17 protein-coding genes and 2 pseudogenes are annotated in these 22,998 nt (G+C 46.2%); 6 read left to right on the top strand and 13 right to left on the bottom strand.

From position 1 onward, the window contains the following. Window positions 1–49: 49 nt before the first annotated feature. The 5 genes from D0A34_09175 to D0A34_09155 form a co-directional block, all read right to left on the bottom strand. Complete coding sequence (locus D0A34_09175) at window positions 50–2,698, bottom strand: adenylate/guanylate cyclase domain-containing protein (protein UNU19015.1); 2,649 nt, start codon at window positions 2,696–2,698, stop codon at window positions 50–52. 582 nt (window positions 2,699–3,280) lie between these two features. After that, on the bottom strand, window positions 3,281–4,414 hold the full coding sequence (locus D0A34_09170; GenBank protein ID UNU19014.1) for a glycosyltransferase family 1 protein: 1,134 nt from the start codon (window positions 4,412–4,414) through the stop codon (window positions 3,281–3,283). A 28-nt stretch (window positions 4,415–4,442) separates the two neighbouring features. Then, window positions 4,443–4,625, bottom strand: a complete 183-nt coding sequence (locus tag D0A34_09165) for a hypothetical protein (GenBank protein ID UNU19013.1) — start codon at window positions 4,623–4,625, stop codon at window positions 4,443–4,445. 483 nt (window positions 4,626–5,108) lie between these two features. Continuing rightward, window positions 5,109–6,257, bottom strand: a complete 1,149-nt coding sequence (locus D0A34_09160) for an NAD-dependent epimerase/dehydratase family protein (protein UNU19012.1) — start codon at window positions 6,255–6,257, stop codon at window positions 5,109–5,111. Window positions 6,258–6,367: 110 nt separating this feature from the next. Beyond that, window positions 6,368–6,958 carry a chorismate-binding protein gene (locus D0A34_09155; protein UNU19011.1) on the bottom strand — a complete coding sequence of 197 codons (591 nt, stop codon included), beginning with the start codon at window positions 6,956–6,958 and terminating at the stop codon, window positions 6,368–6,370. Between the two features lie 122 nt (window positions 6,959–7,080). Here D0A34_09155 and D0A34_09150 point away from each other — a divergent pair, with 122 nt between their 5' ends. Continuing rightward, window positions 7,081–7,344, top strand: coding sequence for a KTSC domain-containing protein (locus D0A34_09150; GenBank protein ID UNU19010.1), 264 nt, complete (start codon window positions 7,081–7,083; stop codon window positions 7,342–7,344). 347 nt (window positions 7,345–7,691) lie between these two features. Here D0A34_09150 and D0A34_09145 read toward each other — a convergent pair whose 3' ends face one another. Beyond that, a complete protein-coding gene (locus D0A34_09145; protein ID UNU19009.1) occupies window positions 7,692–7,793 on the bottom strand; it encodes a cytochrome b6-f complex subunit 6 in 102 nt (33 codons plus the stop codon). Window positions 7,794–7,870: 77 nt separating this feature from the next. Here D0A34_09145 and D0A34_09140 point away from each other — a divergent pair, with 77 nt between their 5' ends. Further along, the gene (locus D0A34_09140) at window positions 7,871–8,965 is read left to right on the top strand and encodes a 3-dehydroquinate synthase (protein ID UNU19008.1); all 1,095 of its coding nucleotides are present in this window, start codon (window positions 7,871–7,873) and stop codon (window positions 8,963–8,965) included. 97 nt (window positions 8,966–9,062) lie between these two features. Here D0A34_09140 and D0A34_09135 read toward each other — a convergent pair whose 3' ends face one another. Further along, entirely contained in the window at window positions 9,063–9,833 is a 771-nt protein-coding gene (locus D0A34_09135) for a tetratricopeptide repeat protein (GenBank protein ID UNU19007.1), read from the bottom strand. A gap of 192 nt (window positions 9,834–10,025) precedes the next feature. On the opposite strand from D0A34_09135, the gene D0A34_09130 reads away from it, so the two are divergent. Further along, entirely contained in the window at window positions 10,026–10,868 is an 843-nt protein-coding gene (locus D0A34_09130) for a paraslipin (protein ID UNU19006.1), read from the top strand. On the opposite strand, the gene folP is transcribed toward D0A34_09130, so the two are convergent. The 5 genes and pseudogenes from folP to D0A34_09105 all read right to left on the bottom strand — a co-directional run bounded on the left by folP (window position 10,859) and on the right by D0A34_09105 (window position 14,536). Continuing rightward, window positions 10,859–11,725, bottom strand: a complete 867-nt coding sequence (gene folP / locus D0A34_09125; GenBank protein UNU19005.1) for a dihydropteroate synthase — start codon at window positions 11,723–11,725, stop codon at window positions 10,859–10,861. The genes D0A34_09130 and folP overlap by 10 nt on opposite strands. A gap of 93 nt (window positions 11,726–11,818) precedes the next feature. Continuing rightward, the gene (locus D0A34_09120; protein UNU19004.1) at window positions 11,819–12,379 is read right to left on the bottom strand and encodes a Uma2 family endonuclease; all 561 of its coding nucleotides are present in this window, start codon (window positions 12,377–12,379) and stop codon (window positions 11,819–11,821) included. 122 nt (window positions 12,380–12,501) lie between these two features. Continuing rightward, a complete protein-coding gene (locus tag D0A34_09115; GenBank protein UNU19003.1) occupies window positions 12,502–13,227 on the bottom strand; it encodes a triose-phosphate isomerase in 726 nt (241 codons plus the stop codon). Between the two features lie 68 nt (window positions 13,228–13,295). Beyond that, window positions 13,296–13,482 (bottom strand): annotated as a pseudogene (locus tag D0A34_09110) (protochlorophyllide oxidoreductase). A 100-nt stretch (window positions 13,483–13,582) separates the two neighbouring features. Continuing rightward, window positions 13,583–14,536, bottom strand: a complete 954-nt coding sequence (locus D0A34_09105) for a hypothetical protein (GenBank protein UNU19002.1) — start codon at window positions 14,534–14,536, stop codon at window positions 13,583–13,585. Window positions 14,537–14,693: 157 nt separating this feature from the next. On the opposite strand from D0A34_09105, the pseudogene D0A34_09100 reads away from it, so the two are divergent. After that, window positions 14,694–14,872, top strand: a pseudogene (locus D0A34_09100) (IS701 family transposase). A 328-nt stretch (window positions 14,873–15,200) separates the two neighbouring features. Here the strand turns inward: D0A34_09100 and D0A34_09095 are convergent. Continuing rightward, entirely contained in the window at window positions 15,201–15,422 is a 222-nt protein-coding gene (locus D0A34_09095; protein ID UNU19001.1) for a hypothetical protein, read from the bottom strand. Here D0A34_09095 and D0A34_09090 point away from each other — a divergent pair. Together D0A34_09090 and D0A34_09085 are read left to right on the top strand one after the other, a co-directional pair. After that, complete coding sequence (locus tag D0A34_09090; protein UNU19000.1) at window positions 15,410–16,423, top strand: diguanylate cyclase response regulator; 1,014 nt, start codon at window positions 15,410–15,412, stop codon at window positions 16,421–16,423. The two genes, D0A34_09095 and D0A34_09090, sit on opposite strands and share 13 nt — an antisense overlap. Before the next feature lie 225 nt (window positions 16,424–16,648). Then, window positions 16,649–22,699: a response regulator gene (locus D0A34_09085; GenBank protein ID UNU18999.1), complete on the top strand. Its 6,051-nt coding sequence runs from the start codon at window positions 16,649–16,651 to the stop codon at window positions 22,697–22,699. Window positions 22,700–22,998 lie beyond the last annotated feature (299 nt).

Here is a 22,998-nt window from a genome sequence, read left to right as displayed (position 1 = left end):
ACTTTATCAAATCTTTTTACTTTTGAGCACTCGGATGTAATATAATCTACTACTTGGTTGTCATCGTATGCACGCCGTCCCAATCATCGGGCGGGGGTACTTCCAAATAGCTCAGGGATCGGTCGAGGTGAACTTCCACAGGTCGATCGCTGGGTCGCATGGCTAAAGCTGGTTCAAAATAACTAATAGCTTTCTGAAAATTTCTAGCAATATAAGCATCCCTACCGTTACTGTAAAGTTCCAAAAACCGAAGGGTTTCCCCATCGATGGGTTCAGAACTATTTTGCAGCAACTCGTAAATACCCACTGGCTGATTTTGGCCCTTAACCCGCACCTTGTCTAACTCTCGCACCCAAATCCCTTCGCGGCACAAACTGTATGTAAATTCGCTCAAAATTATATCGCAACCGTACTCCTTCGTAAGCTGTTCCAATCGCGAACTCAAATTCACCGCATCCCCGATTACCGTGTAATCCATCCGCTTTTGGGAACCAATATTTCCCGAAACCACCTCTCCGGAACTAATCCCAATTCCGAAGCGAAACGGAACTTCGCCGGGGCGAGAATCATTAAACTCTTTCAAACGCCGGCGCATATCTAAAGCCGACTGAACCGCCATCCAACCGTGACTTTCCGGGGGATTCAGCGGCAGGGGCGCGCCGAACACCGCCATTAAAGCATCGCCGATAAACTTGTCTAAAGTGCCTTCGTAGGGGAAAACCGCCTCCACCATCGTCTCAAAATATTGGTTTAGCAGGGATACCACCTCGGACGCTCCCAGATTTTCCGTCAGCGTGGTGTAGCCGCGAATGTCGGAAAATAAAATAGTCACTTCTTTGCGTTCGCCCACCATCATGGCGCCTTCACCCAAGGCCATCACCTTATCTACGACTCCAGGAGTCAGGTAGCGGTACATCGTATTTTTCATCCGCTTTTCGCGGCTGATGTCTTCGAGTACCACTAAACCGCCGCGCACGCCACCCTCTGGATTGATCAGCGGGTTGACAGTCAAATTCAAACTACGTTCAATTACTTTAATTCTAGAGGCGGGGATGGGCAGCGGACAATAAGGGTGATACAAGGCAGAATTTCGCAGCGAAAATAGAGATTGGGCATTAGCTAATTCTGCCAGCGCTACTTCCTCAGTCCACGCGCTGTTTTCGCCCCAAGCGTAATATAAATTCGGATCGGCGCGATCGGGCACGGCCAAAATATAACTTTCTTCTTCTTCTTTTTGTTGGGAATTTAACGTTTTTTCTACCAACAGTCCTACAGTTAAACTTTGTTCGGGAACGTAATGTCGGGCAGCATTGTTGAGACTGTCTTCGAGTCGAAATTGCAAATTTTCGATCGGCACAACTTCCCAAACATAGCGATTCACCAGTTTATCTTCCCAAATCTGGGGATTGTGTTTGCTTTTAGCTTGATTGACCGGACAGCCCAACAATTCTAAGGCTGCTTCGTTGATCGTCACAACTCGCCCCTTCAAATCCGTGGAAATCACTGCATCAGAAAGACTTTGCAGCATATCTTTCTGATACTGTTTTTCCACCATCACGTTCTGAAACAGTTGAGAATTTTGCAACGCCATTCCCGCTTGGGAATTAAACGCTCGCAAAAACTCTTCGTCGGAAGGGGTGAAAGTACCTTGGTTCTTATTAATTAGCTGAGTCACCCCGATGAGCTCACCTTTAGCGTTATGCACGGGCATACACAAGACAGTGCGAGTGCGGTATCCCGTTTGCTGGTCTGTAGAGGGGTCAAAGCGGGGATCGTCGTAAGCATCTGTAATATTTAGAGGTTGACCGGTCGAAGCCACGTAGCCAGCAATTCCCTTATTAGCAGCAATGCGGAGATCTACCATCGTTTTGCCGTCGGCCTTGGCGACTTTTGTCCAGAGTTCGTTGGTTTCCCGATTTAACAAAAATAGCGTGCTGCGATCGGCTTGCATCAAGTCGCGAGCTTGATCCATGACAGAGCGCAAAGTTGTTTCCAAGTCAAGACTTTGACCCAAAGTGGTGGTGGCTCTCAAAAGTGCAGCAACCCCTCGCTGGTTGCGGGCCACGACGTAGAAAGACTGACAGCTTTCGAGAATAATCCCGATCGAATCTGCAAAAGCCTGGAATTGCTGTTCGTCTTCCTCGCTAAAAGGGACATTGCCAGCTTTATTTAAGAGTCTGACCACCGCTACGGGTTCGTGTTGGCTCTTGCTGCTAAAAATGGGCATACAGAGCATGGTCTCGATCTGGTAGCCCGGTGGTTCGTCTACTTCGGAATTAAAATACTCGTGCGATCGAGCTTCGGCGACATTGATCGATTTTCCGGTGGTTGCTACGTAGCCTAAAATGCCTGCATCCATCGGCAAGCGCACTTCTACATCCTCGCCAAGTGGATCGACTGTTTTGTGCCACAGTTGTTTTTTGTTGCAGTCAACCAAAAAAATTGTTGTCCGCTCTGCTTGCAAAATTTGACCAATTTTGACAGTGAAGGCATCTAAAAGTTGCTCTAAGAGACTTTCGAGCGCTTCATTGTTAATCAGGTCCATCGCCCGGATAAATTGCTGAAATTCAGCCGTGATAAAGTCCAGCAGGCACACTAATTCAGGAACTGGCAGGCTCTTAACACGGGAGGTCAATGCCCCCATAAAATTGACTTGAGTCAGTGTAGCCAGAACGCTACCAGTATTGGAGAATGTCATGATTAACTGCTTGCTCAGAGGGGTAAACTGACTGCAGGTTGAGCGGCGCTAGATTCGGCGGCAGTGCAAACTCTTGAATTTGTTTGCAAGCGCATCGCCACTCGCTTGTCGCTTTAATGAATCGTGAGTTCAAAAGTGTCGCACGCAACTTCAGTTTGCTTGTTATGTATGCTCGATCGATCTTTTTTACAACCTCGATACTGATGAGGGTTCGTCAATTCAAGCTGAACTTGAGTTCGCAAAACTGCTAGCCTGAAAATTGGGTGACAGGCTTTAGTTCGATCGAGAGTGCAGTGTGGATTTGACGCTCTGTGCTCGGCCCCAGCGCGCGGTGTAACTGTTTTAGCGCACTCGGCGACCATATCCGGTCAGGTAAAGGGCGCTATAAAAGCAGCGCGCAAGGCATTCCTACAGAGCTTACTCATAGTTTAATGGTAAACGCAACAGCAGGATAACGACGGTAATTTATGCAGCAAAAAAGTTCGATCGGTCTTTGAAAACATCCCTCCTCACTACCAACTGACGATCGAACAGCGAAGCTAAGCTGGCGGTGATGTTTAAAGGTGCTACAGATCCTGACATTTAGGCCGCTCTGGGCATGGACTCGGCAAACACCACTGATTGATAGTACCGCTGGAGTTGTGCGGCGGCGGCGGCCCAACCCCAGCGTTCGGCTTCTCGGCGAGCGTTATGGCGCAGGGTTTCCCGTTCTTCGGGATTGGCAAACAGACGCTTGGTGGCAACCAGAGATCCTTCTTCGTCGGCGGGGTCAAATAAATATCCGTTAACACCGTCGGTGACGATATCGGGAATTCCGCCGCTGCGCGCCGCGACTACGGGCGTCCCCGCAGCCATTGCTTCTAGGAGCACTAAGCCCAGGGTTTCGGTGCGGGACGGAAAAATGAAGGCGTCGGCCGATGCGTAAGCTGTTGCGAGTTCTTGCCCCTTGAGGTAGCCGACAAAATTGGTGGGGGTACCGGCAAAATATTGTTCCAGGGTTTGCCGGTGCGGGCCGTCTCCCACTAGGGCGAGGCGGGCGTCGGGAATCGCTGCGAGGACTGGTTTGATGCGTTCGATTTCTTTTTCTGCACCGAGGCGGCCGACGTACAGCAGCAGGGGACTGTCTGGGTTATTTTCAGAAAGGCGCGATCGCATTTCTCGACTTGCCAATTCCGGGACAAACATTTCAGTATCTACGCCCCGCTGCCACAAATCTACTCGCTCAATGCCGTGGGTTCTCAATTCCTCCACCATTGCTGTAGAAGTACACAGATTCAATTCTGCTTGGTTGTGCGCTCCTTTGAGTAGTTCCCACAATAAAGGTTCGAGGACTCCGAAACCGTAGTGGTGCAAGTATTTGGGCAAATGCGTGTGGTAAGAAGCCAAAATCGGAATATTGAACTTTTTCCCGTAATATATACCGCCCAATCCCAAAATAGCGGGATTGACAACGTGAATAATATCCGGTTTAAACTGCTCTAATTGGCGACCGACAGCCGGAGAAGGAAGTGCCATTTTCAATTCCGGGTACATCGGCAAAGGCAAACCCTCCACACCGTAAACTCGGGCGCCTTTGTATTCTTTAATCCCGTAATCTGGAGAAAATATCAGAACTTGTTCGCCCGCGCGCTGCAAGTGATCTACAGTGTGAATCAGGCGCGTCACAATGCCGTCTATTTTCGGCAGAAATGTTTCAGTGAACAGAGCAATTTTCATAAAAATAAGTTACTTAGGGAGCCGATAATCATAGCCTGTGGCCAAGGTCATCGGTAACAGGATACACTGTCTCGCGGGGAGCTAAGTCATGGCGTGCGATCGGCTGCTTTTCTACACTTCTTCTTTCTGTTTCACTACCGCTAATTTCGAGCGAGAGGTTTTTGGGATAAGATGCAAATTCCCGGAATGCCAATTGATAAAATTCTCCCACCTAAAAGCCATCCCCCACTTTCGGCAAAGCAATTAATTCTGTGAATTTCCTGTGCTGTTCTGGCAATTTATAATATTGCTGTTTCCGTGACAGATTGGGCTTCGCTAACTCGCTCGGCGCTAATTTTGATAACTCGCCGTTACTGCAACCCCTTCGGCTATTAAATAATAAGCACAAACTGCACTCGCTGACAATCCAGGCAGAACAACCAAAAGCTACAGAATGAGAATTTGACTTTTCAGGGCTTTATTCCCAAAAAGCCAGCCGTAAAAACCTTATGCCATTTTTCAATTAAGCGCAGAGGACGCAGAGAACACAGAGCAAAAGATCAAAAAGATAGATATGAAAAAATTAATCTACAAAGAAATCCCTTCTGAACTTGCAAACATTTCTCCTCTCTTCCCTTCTTTTCTCTTACTTCGCGCCCTTCGCGCCTTCGCGGTTCCTTAAAAAATCTCTTACCCTGCAGGTAGATACCAGAACTTACTTCCAAGAAACTTTCGGCAAAATCTGGTTTTTATCGACACGGTGCTGATATTTTGTAGCAAAATTCAGCAGAGAATCGAGCAGGGAATCTGAGAGATAGTGCGGTTGCAAACCGAGGTCTAGCAAATTGGTGTTTTTGGCATTGAAATAATGTTCTTCTTTCTCGACTCTGGGATTTTCGATGTTGTTGATTTCTACTTTTAATCCCATTGCCATGCCTGCTTTTTGCACCAAGGAGGCTAAGTCGCCGACGCTGAATTGTTCGGTGAATTGGTTGAATACGCGGAATTGTCCGGCTTCGGCGGGGTTGGCGATCGCCAATTCCACGCACCGCACGGTATCCCGAATGTCTAAGAAACTGCGGGTTTGTCCGCCACTGCCGTAAACCGTCAAAGGATGACCGATCGCAGCTTGGATGCAAAATCTGTTCAATGCTGTACCGAATACTCCGTCGTAGTCCAAACGGTTGATCAACAGTTCGTCCATGCCGGTTTCATCTGTGAGCACGCCGTATACTACGCCCTGATTTAAGTCGGTGGCTCTTAAACCCCAGATTTTGCAAGCAAAATGGATGTTGTGGGAGTCGTGGACTTTTGACAGGTGGTAGAAGCTGCCTGGTTGTTTGGGATAGGGTAGTGTATCCTTGCGGCCGTTGTGTTCGATCGTAATGTAGCCTTCTTCAATGTCAATATTCGGCGTGCCGTATTCGCCCATTGTCCCCAATTTCACTAGGTGACAGTCGGGGAAGTCTTCGCGGATGGCGTACAGCAGGTTGAGTGTCCCGACGACGTTATTGACTTGAGTGAGGACTGCGTGTTCGCGATCGATCATCGAGAAAGGTGCCGAACGCTGTTCGCCGAAATGGACGATCGCCTCTGGTGCAAATTTTCTCATGCTTTTGCTGAGAAAATCGTAGTTGGTGATGTCACCGACGAACAAGTCGATCGACTTGCCCGTTAAATCTTGCCATCGCTGGAGTCGTTGCTGAATCGGTGCGATGGGAGTGAGGGTGTCGCTGCACAGTTCCAGATCCCAGTGCCGCCGCACGAAGCTGTCGAGGATGCCAACTTCGTAACCTTTGTTAGAAAGGTAGAGTGCGGTTGCCCAACCGCAATAGCCATCGCCACCAATAACCAGGACTTTCATAAATCAACGGTGAATCTTGCTTGCCAATACTGGGTTAATGTACCAGGTATTGGTGCATTCTGAACCTTTAATCAAGCGTGTTCGCCCAGGAGGGAGTCTGTTTTTTTAGATTAAACCGGAATTTCGTCGGCGAAACTGGCGCGGCGGGTGAATTCAAAAGGGCCGGCGAGGGCTCCCCAGACGTGGGCATCGGTTTCGGGGTCACGTCCGCGATCGTGGCTAATAAATTTGTCTTGGTCAATCTCGAATTCACTGTCTAGATAGGTTTTTTTGCCCTTTCTGACCACCATGCAGCCTTTTCCTGGTTCGACAAACCCTTTGAAGCTGTTGCCCGTCCACTGCGTAATAAAGGTGCAGCCGGGAAGCAGTGTCAGTTGTGCTTTTTTGATTTCTTGCAGCCGTTGCGGGTCGCGGGAAGCGCCGTAGAATTGTTCTTCGTTTTCTATGGCATAATTTTCGATCTCGATTCGATCGTCCACCGGGACTAATTTCAAAACTCGGACTCGGTACGGTACATTCAGTTCAATATCGTAGGCTTGTTCTAGGTACAAGCTGAGTCCATCCAGAACTTCGACCGGCAAAGGCCTCATGCAGACGCGGATGTGGGCGAAGAATGGCGGGTTTTCAAAGGCTTGGGCTTGGTTGCTGAAGTCGGCGGCCATCCAGCGGGCGAGGGTGACGATATCGGTGGAATGAGTCATTTCGATTTTAGATTTTAGATTTTAGATTTTAGATGGCGGGTCTAGTAAAAGTTATTTTAGGGGAAATAAGACGCGATCGCACTTTAGATCCCTGACTTCTTAAATAAGTCGGGAATCTGGGTATTCTGTTTTTTCCAGGTAGCCTTACTTATCAGGAAATCATGAAACTACAAGCAGTCGAATCTAGCATGATCGAAGCTGTAGGTTATGACGAAACCACGTCTAACCTTGAGGTTATTTTCAAGAGTGGCAAAACCTATCGATACTTTGAAGTTCCCAAGACTGTCTACTTGGAACTGATGGAATCCGATTCCAAAGGTAGTTATATGCTATCCAACGTTATTGATTGTTTTCCCTATGAACAAGTAAAGAAACGACGACGATAAGTACGGCATTAATCTAGGCTGAGGATACTTCTCATTTTCAAGGCGAATCAACCTCAGATTTAGCGTTCCTCTCAATATATTGCTGATAAGCTCCCTCTAATTAATCATTTTCCTCATCTTTTAGAGCATTGGGGAATCGAGCGATTTTATATTTTATATTTTATCATTAACCAAATTACTTAGGGTCAAATATTAAATTAGCCAAGTGTAGCATCAACTTCTATGAAACCAAGTATTTGCGCCGTCAATCCACAGATTAAATCAGAGATTTTTGGCGCAAATACTTTGTCCAATTGATACTTTTTCCAGAGATTAAATCCTCTGGTTGAGACATCTAAATTAGCAAATTAGATGAGTTTGACAGCCCGCAAACCAAACATCAGCACTGTCGCCAAGCCGATCATGCCGCCAAAAATCCCAAAATAAGTTATTGCTCCGCTAAGAGTCATTGCAATTTCTCCAAAACAATCAATAAAAAGACCTATAAGAACTATAATCTAAAATCTAATATCTAAATTAGATAAATATGCAATCCATAATTAAAGTTGACTTGGGGCCACAATCTTACAATGTTTGCGTGCGATCGGGCGGCTTAGACGAACTCGGCAGTCTGATGGGCGATCTAAGTTTGGGCAAAAAAGTTCTGTTGGTGTCGAATCAGTCGATTTTTCGGCAGTACGGCGAAAGAGCAACAGCAGCCCTCGAATCGGCCGGTCTGGAAGTCAGTAGCTGCATTTTACCACCGGGAGAACAGTACAAAACTTTAAATTCGGTGCAGAAAATTTACGGTGCGGCTTTGGCAAACCGTTTAGAACGTTCCTCGACAATGGTGGCTTTGGGCGGCGGGGTTGTGGGCGATATGACGGGTTTTGCTGCGGCGACTTGGCTGCGGGGAATTAATGTGGTGCAGGTTCCGACTTCGCTGCTGGCGATGGTTGATGCTTCTATAGGGGGCAAAACGGGGGTAAATCATCCTTTAGGGAAGAATTTAATCGGGGCTTTTCACCAGCCACGTTTGGTGTTAATTGACCCGGATGTACTCAAAACTCTGCCGGCGAGGGAGTTTCGTTCGGCGATGGCGGAAGTGATTAAGTACGGGGTGATTTGGGATGTTGAATTGTTTGAAATGTTGGAGGATTGCAAGCGTTTGGATCAAATGCGCTATGTGAAGGCGGATTTGTTGGCAGAAATTTTGAGCAGGTCTTGCCAAGCTAAGGCTGAGGTGGTAAGCAAAGACGAGAAGGAATCGGGTTTGCGGGCGATTTTGAATTACGGACACACCATCGGTCATGCTGTGGAAAGTTTGACCAATTACAAGGTGATCAATCACGGGGAAGGAGTGGCAATCGGCATGGCTGCATCAAGCCGATTGGCTGTGGAGTTGGGAATGTGGGACGCTGAGTGCGATCGCCGCCAGTCTGCTTTGATTGAAAAAGCGGGTTTACCTGCCAAATTGCCTGCTGGTGTGGATGTTGAGGAAATTTTGCATACTTTGCAACTGGATAAGAAGGTGCAGGATGGCAAGGTGCGGTTTGTGCTGCCCGTGCGCTTGGGTGAGGCTGCTGTGAGCGATCGGGTGGATGGGGATTTGATTATACAAGTTTTGAAGGAAATGCTTTAGATTCCCGTTTTTCGGGGTTGTTTAACCGTCGCTAAACGCTGATTAACGCCGATCGCCAAAGATGTTTTTTCTTTCAATCGGCGATCGGCGGTTGAGTTTAGGAACCGCTCGACCGCGAATTAATTTCCTCCAAAATTTTATCTACTCTGTTAGCGGCTTGAGTTCTGCCTTGCTTGATAAATAACTCCTTAGCTTTTGTGAGGCTGGCTACGGCCTCGGCTTGGTTTTCCTGGCCTCCTTGCTGGTACAAACCGACTCCTAAATTGTTTAAAGCATCGGGATATCGATCGTTAATTTTAACGGCTTGTCTCCACTGAACAATTGCCTCGGGCAACTGCCCCTGACTTGCCATCGCCACGCCTAAATCGTTGTGAGCTTTGGCGTGCTGTGGGTTGACTTCAATTGCTTTTTGGAAGAGAACGATCGCATCGCTCATTTTACCTTGCCCCGACAGCATAGTTCCCAGCTTGTAATAAGCATCCGCTTGTTTGGGATAGCGAGCCATTAGTTGGCGGTACAAAGCTTCGGCATTCACAGCATTTCCTTGACCGTAAAGGTCGTTAGCAGTTCTCAAGCCCACCGTGTAGCCTTTACCTACAACTTGGCACTTTTTCTCGGAGTTGCCTTCCTGCTTGCAAATCCTGAGTTCGTCTCCCTTCATCTCGTAGGACATAACTTCCCGAACAGCCGGGCCTCGGCGCGGGGGCTGCAAGTTCTGCGACTGCAAGTTTTGCGAGAGTTGCAGGGCGATTGGCTCAGCTTGTGCCGGTTGGGCCACTGGGGCATTCCAGATTCCTGCACCCACCAAAATGCTTGGGGCAATCCACCTCAAAGGTTTGAACAAGCGAAACTCTCGATCGTTTTTCATGTCTTTTGTGGAAACGTGTTGTTGATATCCTGGGTTTCACTAGCGCCGTGAGAGTCGGAGCAGATCAGGGCCCACCCGATGAAATAGTTAGTTATTAACAGTCGAGATATTTTAACACTGTGTGACCGAGTTTGAGTTAAATTAGAGTAGAATTCCGATCGATTCTCAGTCAACCTTAGCAGGAAAATAGAAATGGGGCAGTCTATTCTTACCATGCTCTTTGCGCTCGTCCTCGGCTACGCTGTTAACTCAAGCGTCAAAATAGTCAGCGGTGGCGACGAAGCTCTAGTGGAACGTTTGGGTCAATACAAGCGCACCCTTAAGCCAGGATTCCACTTTATCAGTCCCCTGGTCGAAAAAGTCGTCTGCGTGGACACAAGCCGTGAAAGAGTTTTAGACATTAAACCTCAGTCAGCAATCACGGGAGATAATGTGGCTCTCGAAGTCGATGCCGTTGTGTATTGGCGGGTTGTGAATTTACAGAAAGCTTATTATGGAATCGATCAAATTGAAAATGCGATCGCCAACTTAGTTTTAACGACGTTTCGCGCTGAAATTGGTCGATTGCCCATGCAAGACATCTTGGGTTCCCGAGATGACATGAATAAAAAGTTACTCAAAAAGTTGGACGAAGCTACCGATACTTGGGGTGTCAAAGTAATTCGCGTGGAAATTCAAAGCATTACCCCTCCTAAAAGGGTGCAAGAAGCTATGGAATTGGAGCGCGCTACCAAGAGCGAGTGGCAAGCAATGGTCAATAAGGCGATCGGCACTAAGGAGTACATGAGGCTCTTAGTTGAGGCTCTGGACTCCCATCCGAATAGCACGCAAGTTTTGAATTACTTAGTAACCGAAAAATACTTAGAGGCTCAACAAAAATTGGGCGAAAGCGACAATGCCAAAATTCTGTTTATGGACCCGAGAAATATGTCAGAGTCGCTCAACAATTTGATGGAGTCTATCCCTGATGTCCCTTCGGAAGCTGGCGGCGGCGGGGAAATGAAACTTATGGATACTCCAACTTCTCAAGACTGATATCGGAAGATGGCGTCGGCTACCTGAGAGACATCGCGCATTTCTCTGACATCGTGAACGCGCAAGATATCTGCCGAATTGGCGATCGCACCTGTACAAGCCGCCGCTGTCCCCCAAATTCTTTGTTTCGCTTCTGGCTGATTCAAAATGTGACCGATGAAGCTTTTTCGCGATACTCCGACTAAAATCGGACAGTTTAAAATACGGAATTTTCGCAACTCGCGCAGAATTTCTAAGTTTTGACTGTAATTCTTAGCAAAGCCAATACCAGGGTCGAGAATTATTTGAGATTTGTCAATCCCCGCAGCAACTGCCGCCGCAATTCGACTCTCTAAAAATTCCCCAATTTCCCCAATTAAATCCCGATAATCTGTGAGTTTTTGCATCGTCTGGGGATTTCCCCGAATGTGCATTAAAATTATTGGCACTTTTAACTTAGCAACGGTTGACAGCATTTCTGAGTCAAAAGTTGCTCCCGAAATATCGTTAATTATATCAGCTCCCGCCTCAACCGCAGCTTTGGCAACCTGCGCTCTGGTAGTATCGACAGAAATAGGAACTGAGCCAAAAATATCGGCTTTTTGTCGCAGTATTTGTACCAGAGGTATAACGCGATCGCTCTCCTCTGAAGAGGATATTTCCGCTGCACCGGGTCGAGTAGATTGACCGCCAATATCAATAATATCTACCCCCGATTTTACCATGTTTTCCGCTTGCGCTAAAGCCGCTTCTAGGGTGTTGAAATCTCCGCCATCACTAAAACTGTCAGGGGTTACATTCAAAACGCCCATTAAATAAGTGCGTTTTTCCCACTCGAAAACTTTATTTCTAATTGTAATTTTTTTGTTATTTATCATATCACCTCATTACTCGGCGATGGAAATCGCTTCTTGTCAAAAGAAATCCCTCTCTAAAAGACTCAAGAATAAACCCGAAGGGCCATTCTTAATTCAACCAAAACTTAACCAGCTAAAAACAGTGTCAACTGTCAATTCTAATTCAATTTTATCAATTACTGGCAACAGATCTGCACCTTTGTACAGTTCTACTTTTTGTCCGGACAATACCGCCAAAATACTCTCTTCTTCTGGACCTAGTAACCACCCCAACTCAGTGCCGTTTCGCGAACAGTGGAGTAAGTTACTCAGCACTTTTGTTTGGCTTTGGTTTGGAGAGAGAATTTCTATCGACCAGTCGGGATTAATGTCAAAGCGGTTAGCAATTCTCCCAGACGGCAAAAAAGGAATTCTTTCCCATCGGAATACTGCTACATCTGGCACGATTGATGCGCCGCCAAAAGTGCAGCGCAACTCGGGAAAAGCATTGGCAATTTTCCGAGTTTTCGCTACTTGATTGATACTCTTGCAGAGCTCACCTTGAAGTATGCTGTGTTCACCTTGAGGCCTGGGCTTCTGAATGATTTCTCCCTCAAGAAATTCTGATGCCGGTTCAGTTTCAGGAAGTTTGAGGAACTCGTCTAAGGCGGGTTTGGGTTGAACGATCGCAGTCATAGGTTAATTCTCCCGATCCGAGAAACACTGAACGGCACATCACAATTGTAGGCGATAGCTGTTTAATTCCCGCTGCCCTTGTTCCACTTACCACTTAGCAATTACCTATTAGCAATTACCTATTACTGATAATTGACAATTCGAGCAAAACTCGCAGCTTCCAAACTAGCACCACCAACCAAAACCCCGTCAATCTCCGGCTGAGCCATGACTTCATCAATATTCTCCGGTTTGACGGAGCCACCGTACTGAATTGGCACGTCAGGATTAGTCAATTTACTGCGAATCAAACCAATAACTCGGTTAGCTTCCTTCGTTTCGCAAGTATCGCCAGTGCCGATCGCCCAAATCGGCTCGTAAGCAATTACCAACTTATTTTGGTCAACACCAACCAAATCTTTTTCCAATTGAGAAAAAATGTGAGCTTCAGTTTCGCCTGCATCTCGCTGCTGCTTGGTTTCCCCAACGCACAGAATAGGAATTAAATCGTATTTCTGAGCAGCTTTCAGCCGCAAATTCACCGTTTCGTCAGTTTCCCCAAAATATTGGCGCCGCTCACTATGACCGATGATGACATAACGGACACCCAGTTCACTCAGCATTGGCCCGGAAATTTCCCCAGTAAAAGCTCCAGACTCTTGCCAGTGAACGTTCTGAGCACCGAGTCTGATCCGGCTGCCGTGCAAATTTTTCGACAGGACAGCCAAGGAAGTGAAGGGAACGCAAAGCACCACTTCCCGTTCCTCTGGGGTTTCCGTCAGGCAGGACATGAATCCTTGAAGAAACTCTAGGGATTCTGCCCTAGTTTTGTACATTTTCCAGTTGCCAGCTATAACTATTTTGCGCACTATTTCTTTAAGTCCTTGTCCTTACAACGCAATTTATAGTCTAAAGCTTTAGCGTACCTTTCGATCCTTCATTGCCCAAACTCGATGCGAGCTTGCTCAACTAAGTCAACGGTGACGACTTCGGTTTCGGCTTCGCGGGCCAACTGCTCGATGCGGGACGCGAGCTTGTCCCCGGACAAAATAGGGAATATTTTTCAGCTTCGCCTTGGCTTCGGGCGTCCATTTTAAATCATCGGAAAATTCGGAATCGGGCATGGCGTATTGAGCGATCGACTACAAGCCTTCATGGATCTGGCTTTGATGGAAAGCCTAGATGTATTAAATTTACCACGAGTTGCGATCGGGTCACACCTTCTCACTCTGCCTTAATTTTGTTGCTTAAAATAGCCGACGCTTCTTGTAAAAGCTGATTCTGCTCTTGTCGAATTGCCTCCAACCTTATCAAAATATTAGCAATTCGTTCCTGAGACTCCAAACTGTTTGATTCAACTCCTCTCAATTGTAAAGCTGAATTATTTTTGTTTTTGGGATTCTTTGAAACCAATGAGTTTACAACCACTCCACCCAGATTCCTTACAGATTTAGAGGCGAGACTCAAAACCCCTTGCATAAATTTTAAAGGAATTTGCAGAATAAATAACCATCCTTTTGCAAAAAAGTTACCTAAAGCCTGTAAGAAACCCAAGATAATGAATATAAATAGTAGCAACATTGCTAAAGATATCAGCGGGTGACTCACCAACCAGAACACTACAGGGTGCGAATCCATCCAATTTTTAAACATACCATCGATAGCACTTTGAAGGGCATTGGAAGTGGCATCGCTGATAATTCCTGCCTTTTGAAGGCTATCTTCTAATGAAGCCTTAGCCTTTTCTGTAGCTTGAGTTACACTCTCTAAAGCTTGGCTAGTGCTTGGATTCAGAGTATTGACGGCCGAGTTAGTAGTTTGATTAATAGTTTCTTTAGCAGTTGCCGCCGAGTGAGAAACAGCATCAACAGATGTGTTGGTAGTTTCACTGACGCGACTAACGGCTTGATTCGCGACTTCAGATATAGAAATAGTCGCTTTTTCGGTTTTAGCCGCTACAGTACCTAAAGCATTATTCGTAGCTTCATTAACAGCATTCACGGCAGAATTCGTAGTTTGAGTGAGAGCTTCTTTTGCCTTTTCCGCATATTCTGAGAGATAAGATTTAGCTTGACCTGTTGTTTCTGAAACAGAATCAACTGCTTTTCCAACTTTTTCGGTCAAAAATTCTTTCGTTTTTTGAAAGCTTTGAGAAACATCAGACCGTGCTACTTCCATAGTAAGTGACCTCCATCAACTTAACTTACTGTTTCCAAGTGATTATAGTATAGCTTCTGTTTTTAATAGCGGGACTTTAGCCCAAAATTGAGCGATAAATAGAGCGAAAATATATAGGGTAAGGTTTTTAGGCTAGTCTCTTGGCTGAGGGAATCTGATGAGAGAAACAGTTTGGACATCCATGCTCCCATGCTTTGAAAGATGGTGTCAACGCTTTGACGATGTGTTCCCCACTCAAGCCCAAAGACAGGAGTTTAGACACTATCTGGGGGGATTATTGGGAGAAAAAAGAGAAAAAACCTATCCCAGCTCGCGCAGAACGCTGTAGATGTTTCTTAACAAAGCTTACGCCATTTTGCAGTCAGAGCTTCCTAGTGCGAACAAACGCTCAACTAAGGGCGAAGCTATACGTGATAGTGTGACCATCAGATGTATTCCCCAAAAATAGAGCTGGCGATCGCTCAAAGATGAGGCAGGAATTTGAGGCACCTGAAAAAGTCTGAATGAGCTTGAGAAATATAGCATATTATCCCATCGGCGATCGCGGGAGAACGGGCGATCGTTCGAGGGATAACGGGCGATCGTCCGTCAAAGCTCGCTCGGCGTTGTAAAAACTGTTTAACGCCCCCAAAAATAATTACATACCTACACAAATTAGCGCGACTTAACAGACTTTATATCTCCGAAAAAAAGCGAGAAATTTTAAGTAGACTGTGGCTGTTGGTTTAACAAACCCGACGCTGCCTAGGATGTTGTTGCGGAAGCTTAGCTGGTGTATTATTCCTGACATATTTGCCACAATTTTACTTTCCATCCCAAGCTCAAAATATGGTAGGCTAGAATGTTTCCAAAGCTTAAGATACACCATGACGTATGTATCAATCATTAGAAGAGTCAGCCATTTCGACTAACCCATCTACGGAACCGTCCTCTCTAATTCTCATCGTGGATGACGATGCCTTGATTCGTTTGCAACTTCGACTGTATTTACAGAAGGAAAAATACCGAGTGGTCGAAGCTAGTGATGGGTTGACAGGGCTAGCAGCTTATGAGGAAGTACATCCAGACCTGATCCTGCTAGATGCAGTGATGCCTACTATGGATGGTTTTGCTTGTTGTCAAAAATTATCGGAAGTGCCTGAGAGCGATCGCCCACCTATTTTGATGATTACTAGCTTGGAAGACAAAGAATCTGTCGATCGAGCGTTTGCAGCAGGAGCGGCTGACTATATCACTAAGCCGATTCACTGGGCTGTTCTGGGACAGAGAGTGCGGCGGTTGATTCAGCAATTCCACTTGCAACAGCAACAAACCCTAATTTACAAGCAGCTAGAGGCCGCCAATCGACAATTAAAATACCTAGCGTCAATTGACGGTTTGACTCAGATTGCCAATCGCCGTCAGTTTGACGAACAGCTAGAACACGAGTGGCGACGCATGATGAGGCAGCAAACTCCTTTGTCACTAATTTTGTGTGATATCGATTTCTTCAAGCCTTACAACGATACTTATGGACACCAAGCAGGGGATGTATGTTTACAGCAAGTTGCCGCAGCTCTCAATCGCAGTATTAATCGAGCTGGAGATTTAGCCGCACGTTATGGAGGTGAAGAATTTGTAGTGATTTTGCCCGACACAGAGCTTGAGGGAGCCGTACACATCGTTAAAAAAATTCAGGCTCGCATCCAAGCTTTAGCAATAGTCCATAAGAGTTCTCCGCATCATTGCATTACGCTCAGCTTCGGTATTACCACAGTGATTCCCACCCAAGAGAGCCTGCCAGAAACTTTAATTACGGCTGCCGATGCAGCACTTTATCAAGCCAAAGACCAAGGTCGTAATACTTTTTGTACCAAGATTAATACAATTAATGAATTCACCCGTTAAATCATAAGAGTAAAAACTATGCCTCTCCTAATTGGGAATAATTTTTTCTTAAAAGTTGAGCGAAATATCAAGTCCTGCATGAGTAAGCCTTGATTTTAGTATTAAAGCTTAAATAATCGGTGGTGCGACCTTCATGGAAACTGTCAGGTAAATAACAGATCGGCTCTAGGGCGCTTTTTTTATCGGAATCAGGTCATATTCAGCAACTAGCGATTATAAAAGTTTATGGGAGAGTCTAGCTCAGTGCGTGATAAAAGATGGTTAGGTGCGATCGCCCTTCTCACTGGTGCGGGTTTTCTGGGCAACTATTTCAGTTTGTCTCTTTTATTTGGGGTTGATTTCCTCTTTGGCAGTATTGCAATACTGATTATTGCTTACTATTTTGGCTGGGGCTGGGGAGGCTTGGCTGCTCTAATAGCAGGCAGCTATACTTATTTCCTTTGGCATCATCCATACGCCACGATTATTTTGGTAATTGAGGCTCTGTTTGTAGGGTTTCTTTGCAAGAAGCGCAAACATCCGAACCTCCTTTTATTCGATGGGATTTACTGGTTCTTAATTGGAATGCCCCTCGTTTGGCTTTTCTACGGTCAAATGATGCACATGGAGGCGAATCAGCTCATCCTCGTTATGTGCAAACAAGCAGTCAACGGCATTTTTAATGCCTTAGTTGCCAGCTTAATCATTTCTTATGCGCCGATTTATGGGTGGATTAGTCATTCAAAGCGTTTTTCTGCTGTCTCTTTACAACAAACTATTTTTCATCTGTTGGTTGCTTTTGTCTTTGTTCCAGGACTGCTCCTATTAGTTTTTGATGGTAGATACTTTCTTGGTCAAATCCAAACGACGGTGCAAACGGAGTTACAAACAAACGCACAAACTATCACTAGCGCAATATCTAGATGGCATCAGCGACATCTCACAACCTTGAACAACTTAGCTGAAAAATCGCTGATGCCTGAAGCCACCACTGCTACTAATCAAGCAATTAAATCATCCGAGGAGCTACAACAATACATTAGCCTGATCGAGGAGTTGTTTCCCGATTTTGACCAAATTTATGTGACCGATTCATCGGGAACAATTTTAGCTACTTCTTCTCCTTTTAATCAAACCCGTCGGCGGTTTATCGAACAAAGCACCGAACATAAATCCCTCATTACCCAGGCTCAAGAGCGGTTTAAACCTTGGATGACTCCTATCCACCAAGAGCTATTAATTGACGAACCTCATGTAGGATTGAATGTACCCCTGCAAGTTCAAGGTCGTTTTCTTGGGGTGATCCACGGTTCATTAGGATTGAGCCAGATCAAAGCTCTCTACATTTTCCAGAGAAACGATCGGCAATTACGCATTACATTACTCGATGAAAACAACCGAGTCATTGCTAGTAATCAATCCGACCAAAAGGTTTTGACCAGTGTTGAGCAGCCAAAGGACGGCAGCACTAGCACCTTAGAGAGAACCTTGCAGCAGTGGACTCCTTCTAAGAGCACCAATCCGATGATCCGTTGGAAAAACTCTATATATATACAGGAATTTACTATTAGCTCCTCTCTGGATTGGAGATTGCGTTTAGAAATTCCAGCGGCTCCCTATATAGAAAATTTACAAAATCGCTATAAGGCTGACTTGAGTATTCTACTCGTCATCACAATGTTGGCATTTTTGTTTGCAACGCTGGTTAGCGAACGACTGGTCAAGCCATTATCCTATTTAGCTCGTGCGACTACTGACTTACCCAACAAGCTTTCAGAAGAAACATTTGAATGGAAACATAGCCCTGTTACTGAAATCAATGAGCTTGCTCGCAATTTTCAATTCATGGCGATCGCACTCAATCAAAAGTTTAGGGAGATTAAACAGGCCAACGCCACATTAGAACAGCGGGTTCAAGAACGAACGCAAAAATTATCGAGAATGAATCGATCTCTCAAAGGTGAAATTAAGAGACGTAAACAAGCCGAAGGTGAACTAAGAACAAGAGAGGCGACGATACGAGCTTTATATGAAGTTACTGCTACCCAAAATCTCAATTTTGAGCAGCGCATCCAAGCGTTGATTGACATGGGATGTCAGAATTTTGGGCTTGAAAGTGGCATCTTGGCTCGTGTGCAAAATAACCGTTATGAGGTGATGGTGGCACGATCGCCCGATCAAGTCCTGAAACCAGGTGATGTCTTTGATATTAAGCAAACTTTGTGCTGTGAAGTTTTAGACACCGATGAACCGCTAACCATCCAACATACAGGCACCTCAAAATGGCGTTACCATCCTGCCTATCTTGCCTTTGGCATAGAAGCTTATATTGGAACACGAGTTTTAGTTGCAGGCAAAGTCTACAGTACCCTCAGCTTTTCTAGTAAATCTCCCCGTAGAGACAGCTTTAAATCTGCCCATGTGGAATTACTGAAGCTGATGGCTCAATGGATTGGTAGTGAAATTGAACGGCATGAGGCAGAAGTCGCTCTGCAAGCGAGTGAAGAGCGGTGGGAACTCGCCCTACGTGGTAGTAATGATGGGGTATGGGATTGGAACGTCAACACCAATGAAGTATTCTTCTCGGCTCGCTGGAAAGAAATGTTGGGCTACGAAGACCATGAAATTCCCAATTACCTGGACGAATGGAGCAAGCGGGTGCATCCCGATGATCTCGGTTGGGTGATGCAAGTAATTCAAGATCACTTTGAGGGGAAAACTCCCTTTTATATTACAGAACATCGAGTGCTTTGCAAGGATGGGAGCTACAAATGGATTTTGACTCGAGGGCAAGCGCTTTCGGATGAAGCGGGCAGAGTTGTCCGTATGACTGGTTCTCACAGCGATATTACCGAGCGCAAAAAGTTAGAGCAGGAAATCCAAGCCAGAGAGCGATTATTGAATGCTTTCTTTAAAGGAGCTTCCCTGGCAGGAGTGGGGCTATGTATCCACGATCGGCAGTTTCGATTTTTACAAATCAATGAGGCACTAGCTGAAATTAATGGCCACTCTGTGGAGGCTCACTTAGGTAAGACAACTGATGAGATGTTGGGGGAATTTGCTCCTGGTATAAATGCACTGTTACAACAGGTTTTAATGACAGGACAACCTTCCATCAGCTTGGAAATGAACTCAGAAGGATCCAGCCAAACGGGTGCCAAGCGCTACTGGCTCGTTTCTCACTTTCCCATTTTCAAAAATGCAGAGCAGCCTATAGCAGTGGGTTGCATTCTAATTGAAATTAGCGCTCGCAAACGCGCCGAAGCGGAACTGCAACAAATGAGTGCAGCGCTAGAAAATGCCGTGGCAGGCATTTCTCGGCTCGACCCTCAAGGAGGCTATATCTTCGTTAACGAAACTTATGCCGCCATCTGCGGATATCAGCCAGAGGAAATGCTAGGGATGGAATGGCAAAGAACCGTTCATCCTGAAGATGTTGGCAGGATGGTGGCTGCTTATCAACACATGTTGATAGATGGCAGACTCGAAGTGGAAGCTAGGGGGATGCGAAAAAATGGCTCTATGTTCTATAAACAAGTTGTGATGGTCTCTGCTTATGACGAGCAAAATGTCTTTGTGGGGCATCACTGCTTCATGAAGGATATTAGCGATCGCAAGCAGGCAGAAGAAGCACTACAACGACAATTGGAAAAAGCCCTACTGCTGAAGCAAATTACCCAAGAAATTCGTCAAAGCCTCAATGCTCAGCAGATATTTGAAACGGCTGCTGTTCAGATTGGGCAAACTTTTGGGGTCAGTCGCTGCTTAATTCACACATACTTGGACAATCCACAGCCTCAGTTTCCTGTCGTTGCAGAGTATCTAGCACCCGGATCTGCCCCCAGCGGGGAGCATGACATTCTGGCCGCGAGTCCTGCTTATACAAAACAGTTGATGGCTGGGGATGAAGCGATCGCCTCCCCGGATGTCTATTGCGAATTATTGCTCACCTGTGCTCATTCTATTTGTACCAGTCTCCAATTGAGAGCGATATTAGCAGTGCGAACCTCTTACCAAGGAGAACCGAATGGTGCCATTTGTTTGCACCAGTGCGATCGCTACCGTCATTGGACCACCGATCAAGTGGAGTTGCTAGAATCAGTGGCGGCTCAAGTAGGAATTGCCCTAGCTCAAGCCAAATTACTAGAGCAAGAAACTCGACAACGAGAAGAATTAACTCTGAAAAACTTTGCTTTGGAGCAAACTAGACGGGAAGCAGAAGCAGCGAGCCGAGCCAAAAGTGAGTTTCTGGCGATGATGAGCCATGAAATTCGCACTCCCATGAATGCGGTTATTGGTATGACGGGACTACTGCTCGATACAGAACTCAAGGCTCAACAGCGAGACTTTATCGAGACGATTCGCAATAGTGGGGATACCCTTCTGAGTATCATCAACGACATCCTTGACTTCTCCAAAATTGAGTCGGGCAAGCTGGAGCTAGAAATGTATCCCTTGAGCTTGAGAGATTGCATAGAAAATGCGATCGACCAACTTGCAGTTAAAGCAGATCAGAAGGGGATTGACTTGGGCTACCTCATTTACCCTCAGACTCCTAAGTTCATTTTGGGTGATGTCACCCGTCTGCGTCAGATTCTAGTTAACTTGCTCAACAATGGGATTAAGTTTACCGAAACTGGGGAAGTGACCATTTCGGTGCAAGCCTCTCTAGTTGATTCTGACAAAACGATTTCTGAGCCTGGGAACTTGTCAGAAAGCTTGTATGAAATCGAGTTTGCCATTCAAGACACAGGGATTGGCATTCCAGCCAACCGCCTCGATCGACTGTTCAAGTCTTTTAGTCAAGTAGATGCTTCGACGACTCGGCAGTATGGAGGGACTGGTTTAGGTCTGGCGATTAGTAAGCGACTTAGTGAAACGATGAACGGCATGATGTGGGTTGAGAGCCGAGGCCACGTCGGAGGAACCCCTTCCCCAAAATGGCAAGCCGGTCAGCCTCATCGAATCACAATGGGTTCTACCTTCTACTTCACGATTGTGGCACCCGCTGTTGCTATTGAGTTAGGGGAACCGATTGAAATGGTACCAGAACTATCTGGCAAGCGTTTATTAATCGTGGATGACCAGCCCACTAACCGACAAATTCTGACGCTGCAAGCCCAGAGTTGGGGGATGCAGATTCGCGCTGCCCAATCGGCTGTGGAAGCGCTCAACTGGCTTGAGAGTGGAGAAACGTTTGATGTCGCTATTTTAGATATGCAAATGCCACAAATGCACGGCCTCACACTAGCCTCAGCCATCCACCAGCATCCTAAGTGCCACCGTTTACCCCTAGTGTTGCTGACTTCAATGGGCTACCCAGAAGCGAGTTCTTCAGCGCTCTCCACCCACTTTGCGGCTTTTTTAAGCAAACCCATCAAACAATCCCAGCTCTATCAAATACTGATCCATGTGCTACAAGCTCAACCGACAAAAGTTCAACAACACCTCCCTATATCTGTTGAGGATGATATGAAACTGGCCCAGAGACTCCCACTGCGAATTCTGTTAGCAGAGGATCATCTGGTGAATCAGAAGGTGGCACTGCTGCTGTTAGAGCGTTTGGGATACCGGGCCGATATTGCTGCCAATGGATTAGAAGTCTTGGAAGCCCTGCACCGCCAGCCTTATGATCTAGTGTTGATGGATGTACAAATGCCAGAGATGGATGGACTAGAAGCCAGCCGTCGTATTTGCCAGGAGTGGCCGGCTCCTCCTCGTCCCTGGATTATTGCAATGACGGCAAATGCTATGCAGGGCGATCGCCAGCTTTGTCTTGATGCTGGCATGAATGACTATATCAGTAAACCGATTCGAGTAGAGGCTCTCATCCAAGCGCTGAGTCAGTGTCAGCTCAACCAGGAACAGCAGCACACCGAAAAGGAGGAATCAGATAGCCACAAGCCAGAAATTGAGGTGCCAGCGGTTAACCTCACAGAACTGCAAGCCTTCTGTAGCAGCATCGATGAAGATTCAACCCAGATTTTGAGCTTGCTGGCGAACTGCTACTTGGAGGAAGCTTTAAAGTTGCTACAAGCTATGAAATTTGCGATCGTCCAAGCGGATACTCAAAGCCTAAACCGAGCGGCTCATACCCTCAAAGGCAGTAGTGCGAACCTAAGCGCGGGCCCTCTGGCCCAGCTTTGTGCCACGCTAGAAGTTATGAGTACCTCTGGTGAACTCGCTCAAGCCTCAACCCTTTTGGCTCAAATCGAGGTTGAGTACGATCGTGTCAAGAATACTCTCCAACAAGAACTACAAAAGAGCGAAACTAATCTAGGAAAGTCAATTCAATAGGCATCTTTTGGCATCAGGACTTAGGCAACTGTCACACGCGATGCCGCAAGGCGGCTATGCGATCGCATACGCACGATCAAGCCTGATTCCAAATCTGTTAGCATCGGAATTTTTCATATTTCTCTTCTTTTCATCTGCGTGAATCAGCGTCAATCCCTTGTCATCTGCGGTTAATACATTCTCTTTTTTTTACCGCAGATAAGGGCATACTAATACAGATTAACGCAGATTAATTATATCAATTATGGTTGCAGCGTCCGTGATTGTTGACTGTTGACTATTGGCTGGATTTTACAATA

This window comes from Microcoleus vaginatus PCC 9802, from assembly GCA_022701275.1.
Taxonomy (GTDB): Bacteria; Cyanobacteriota; Cyanobacteriia; order Cyanobacteriales; family Microcoleaceae; genus Microcoleus; species Microcoleus vaginatus_A.
This window is presented reverse-complemented; position numbering and strand designations above follow the sequence as displayed.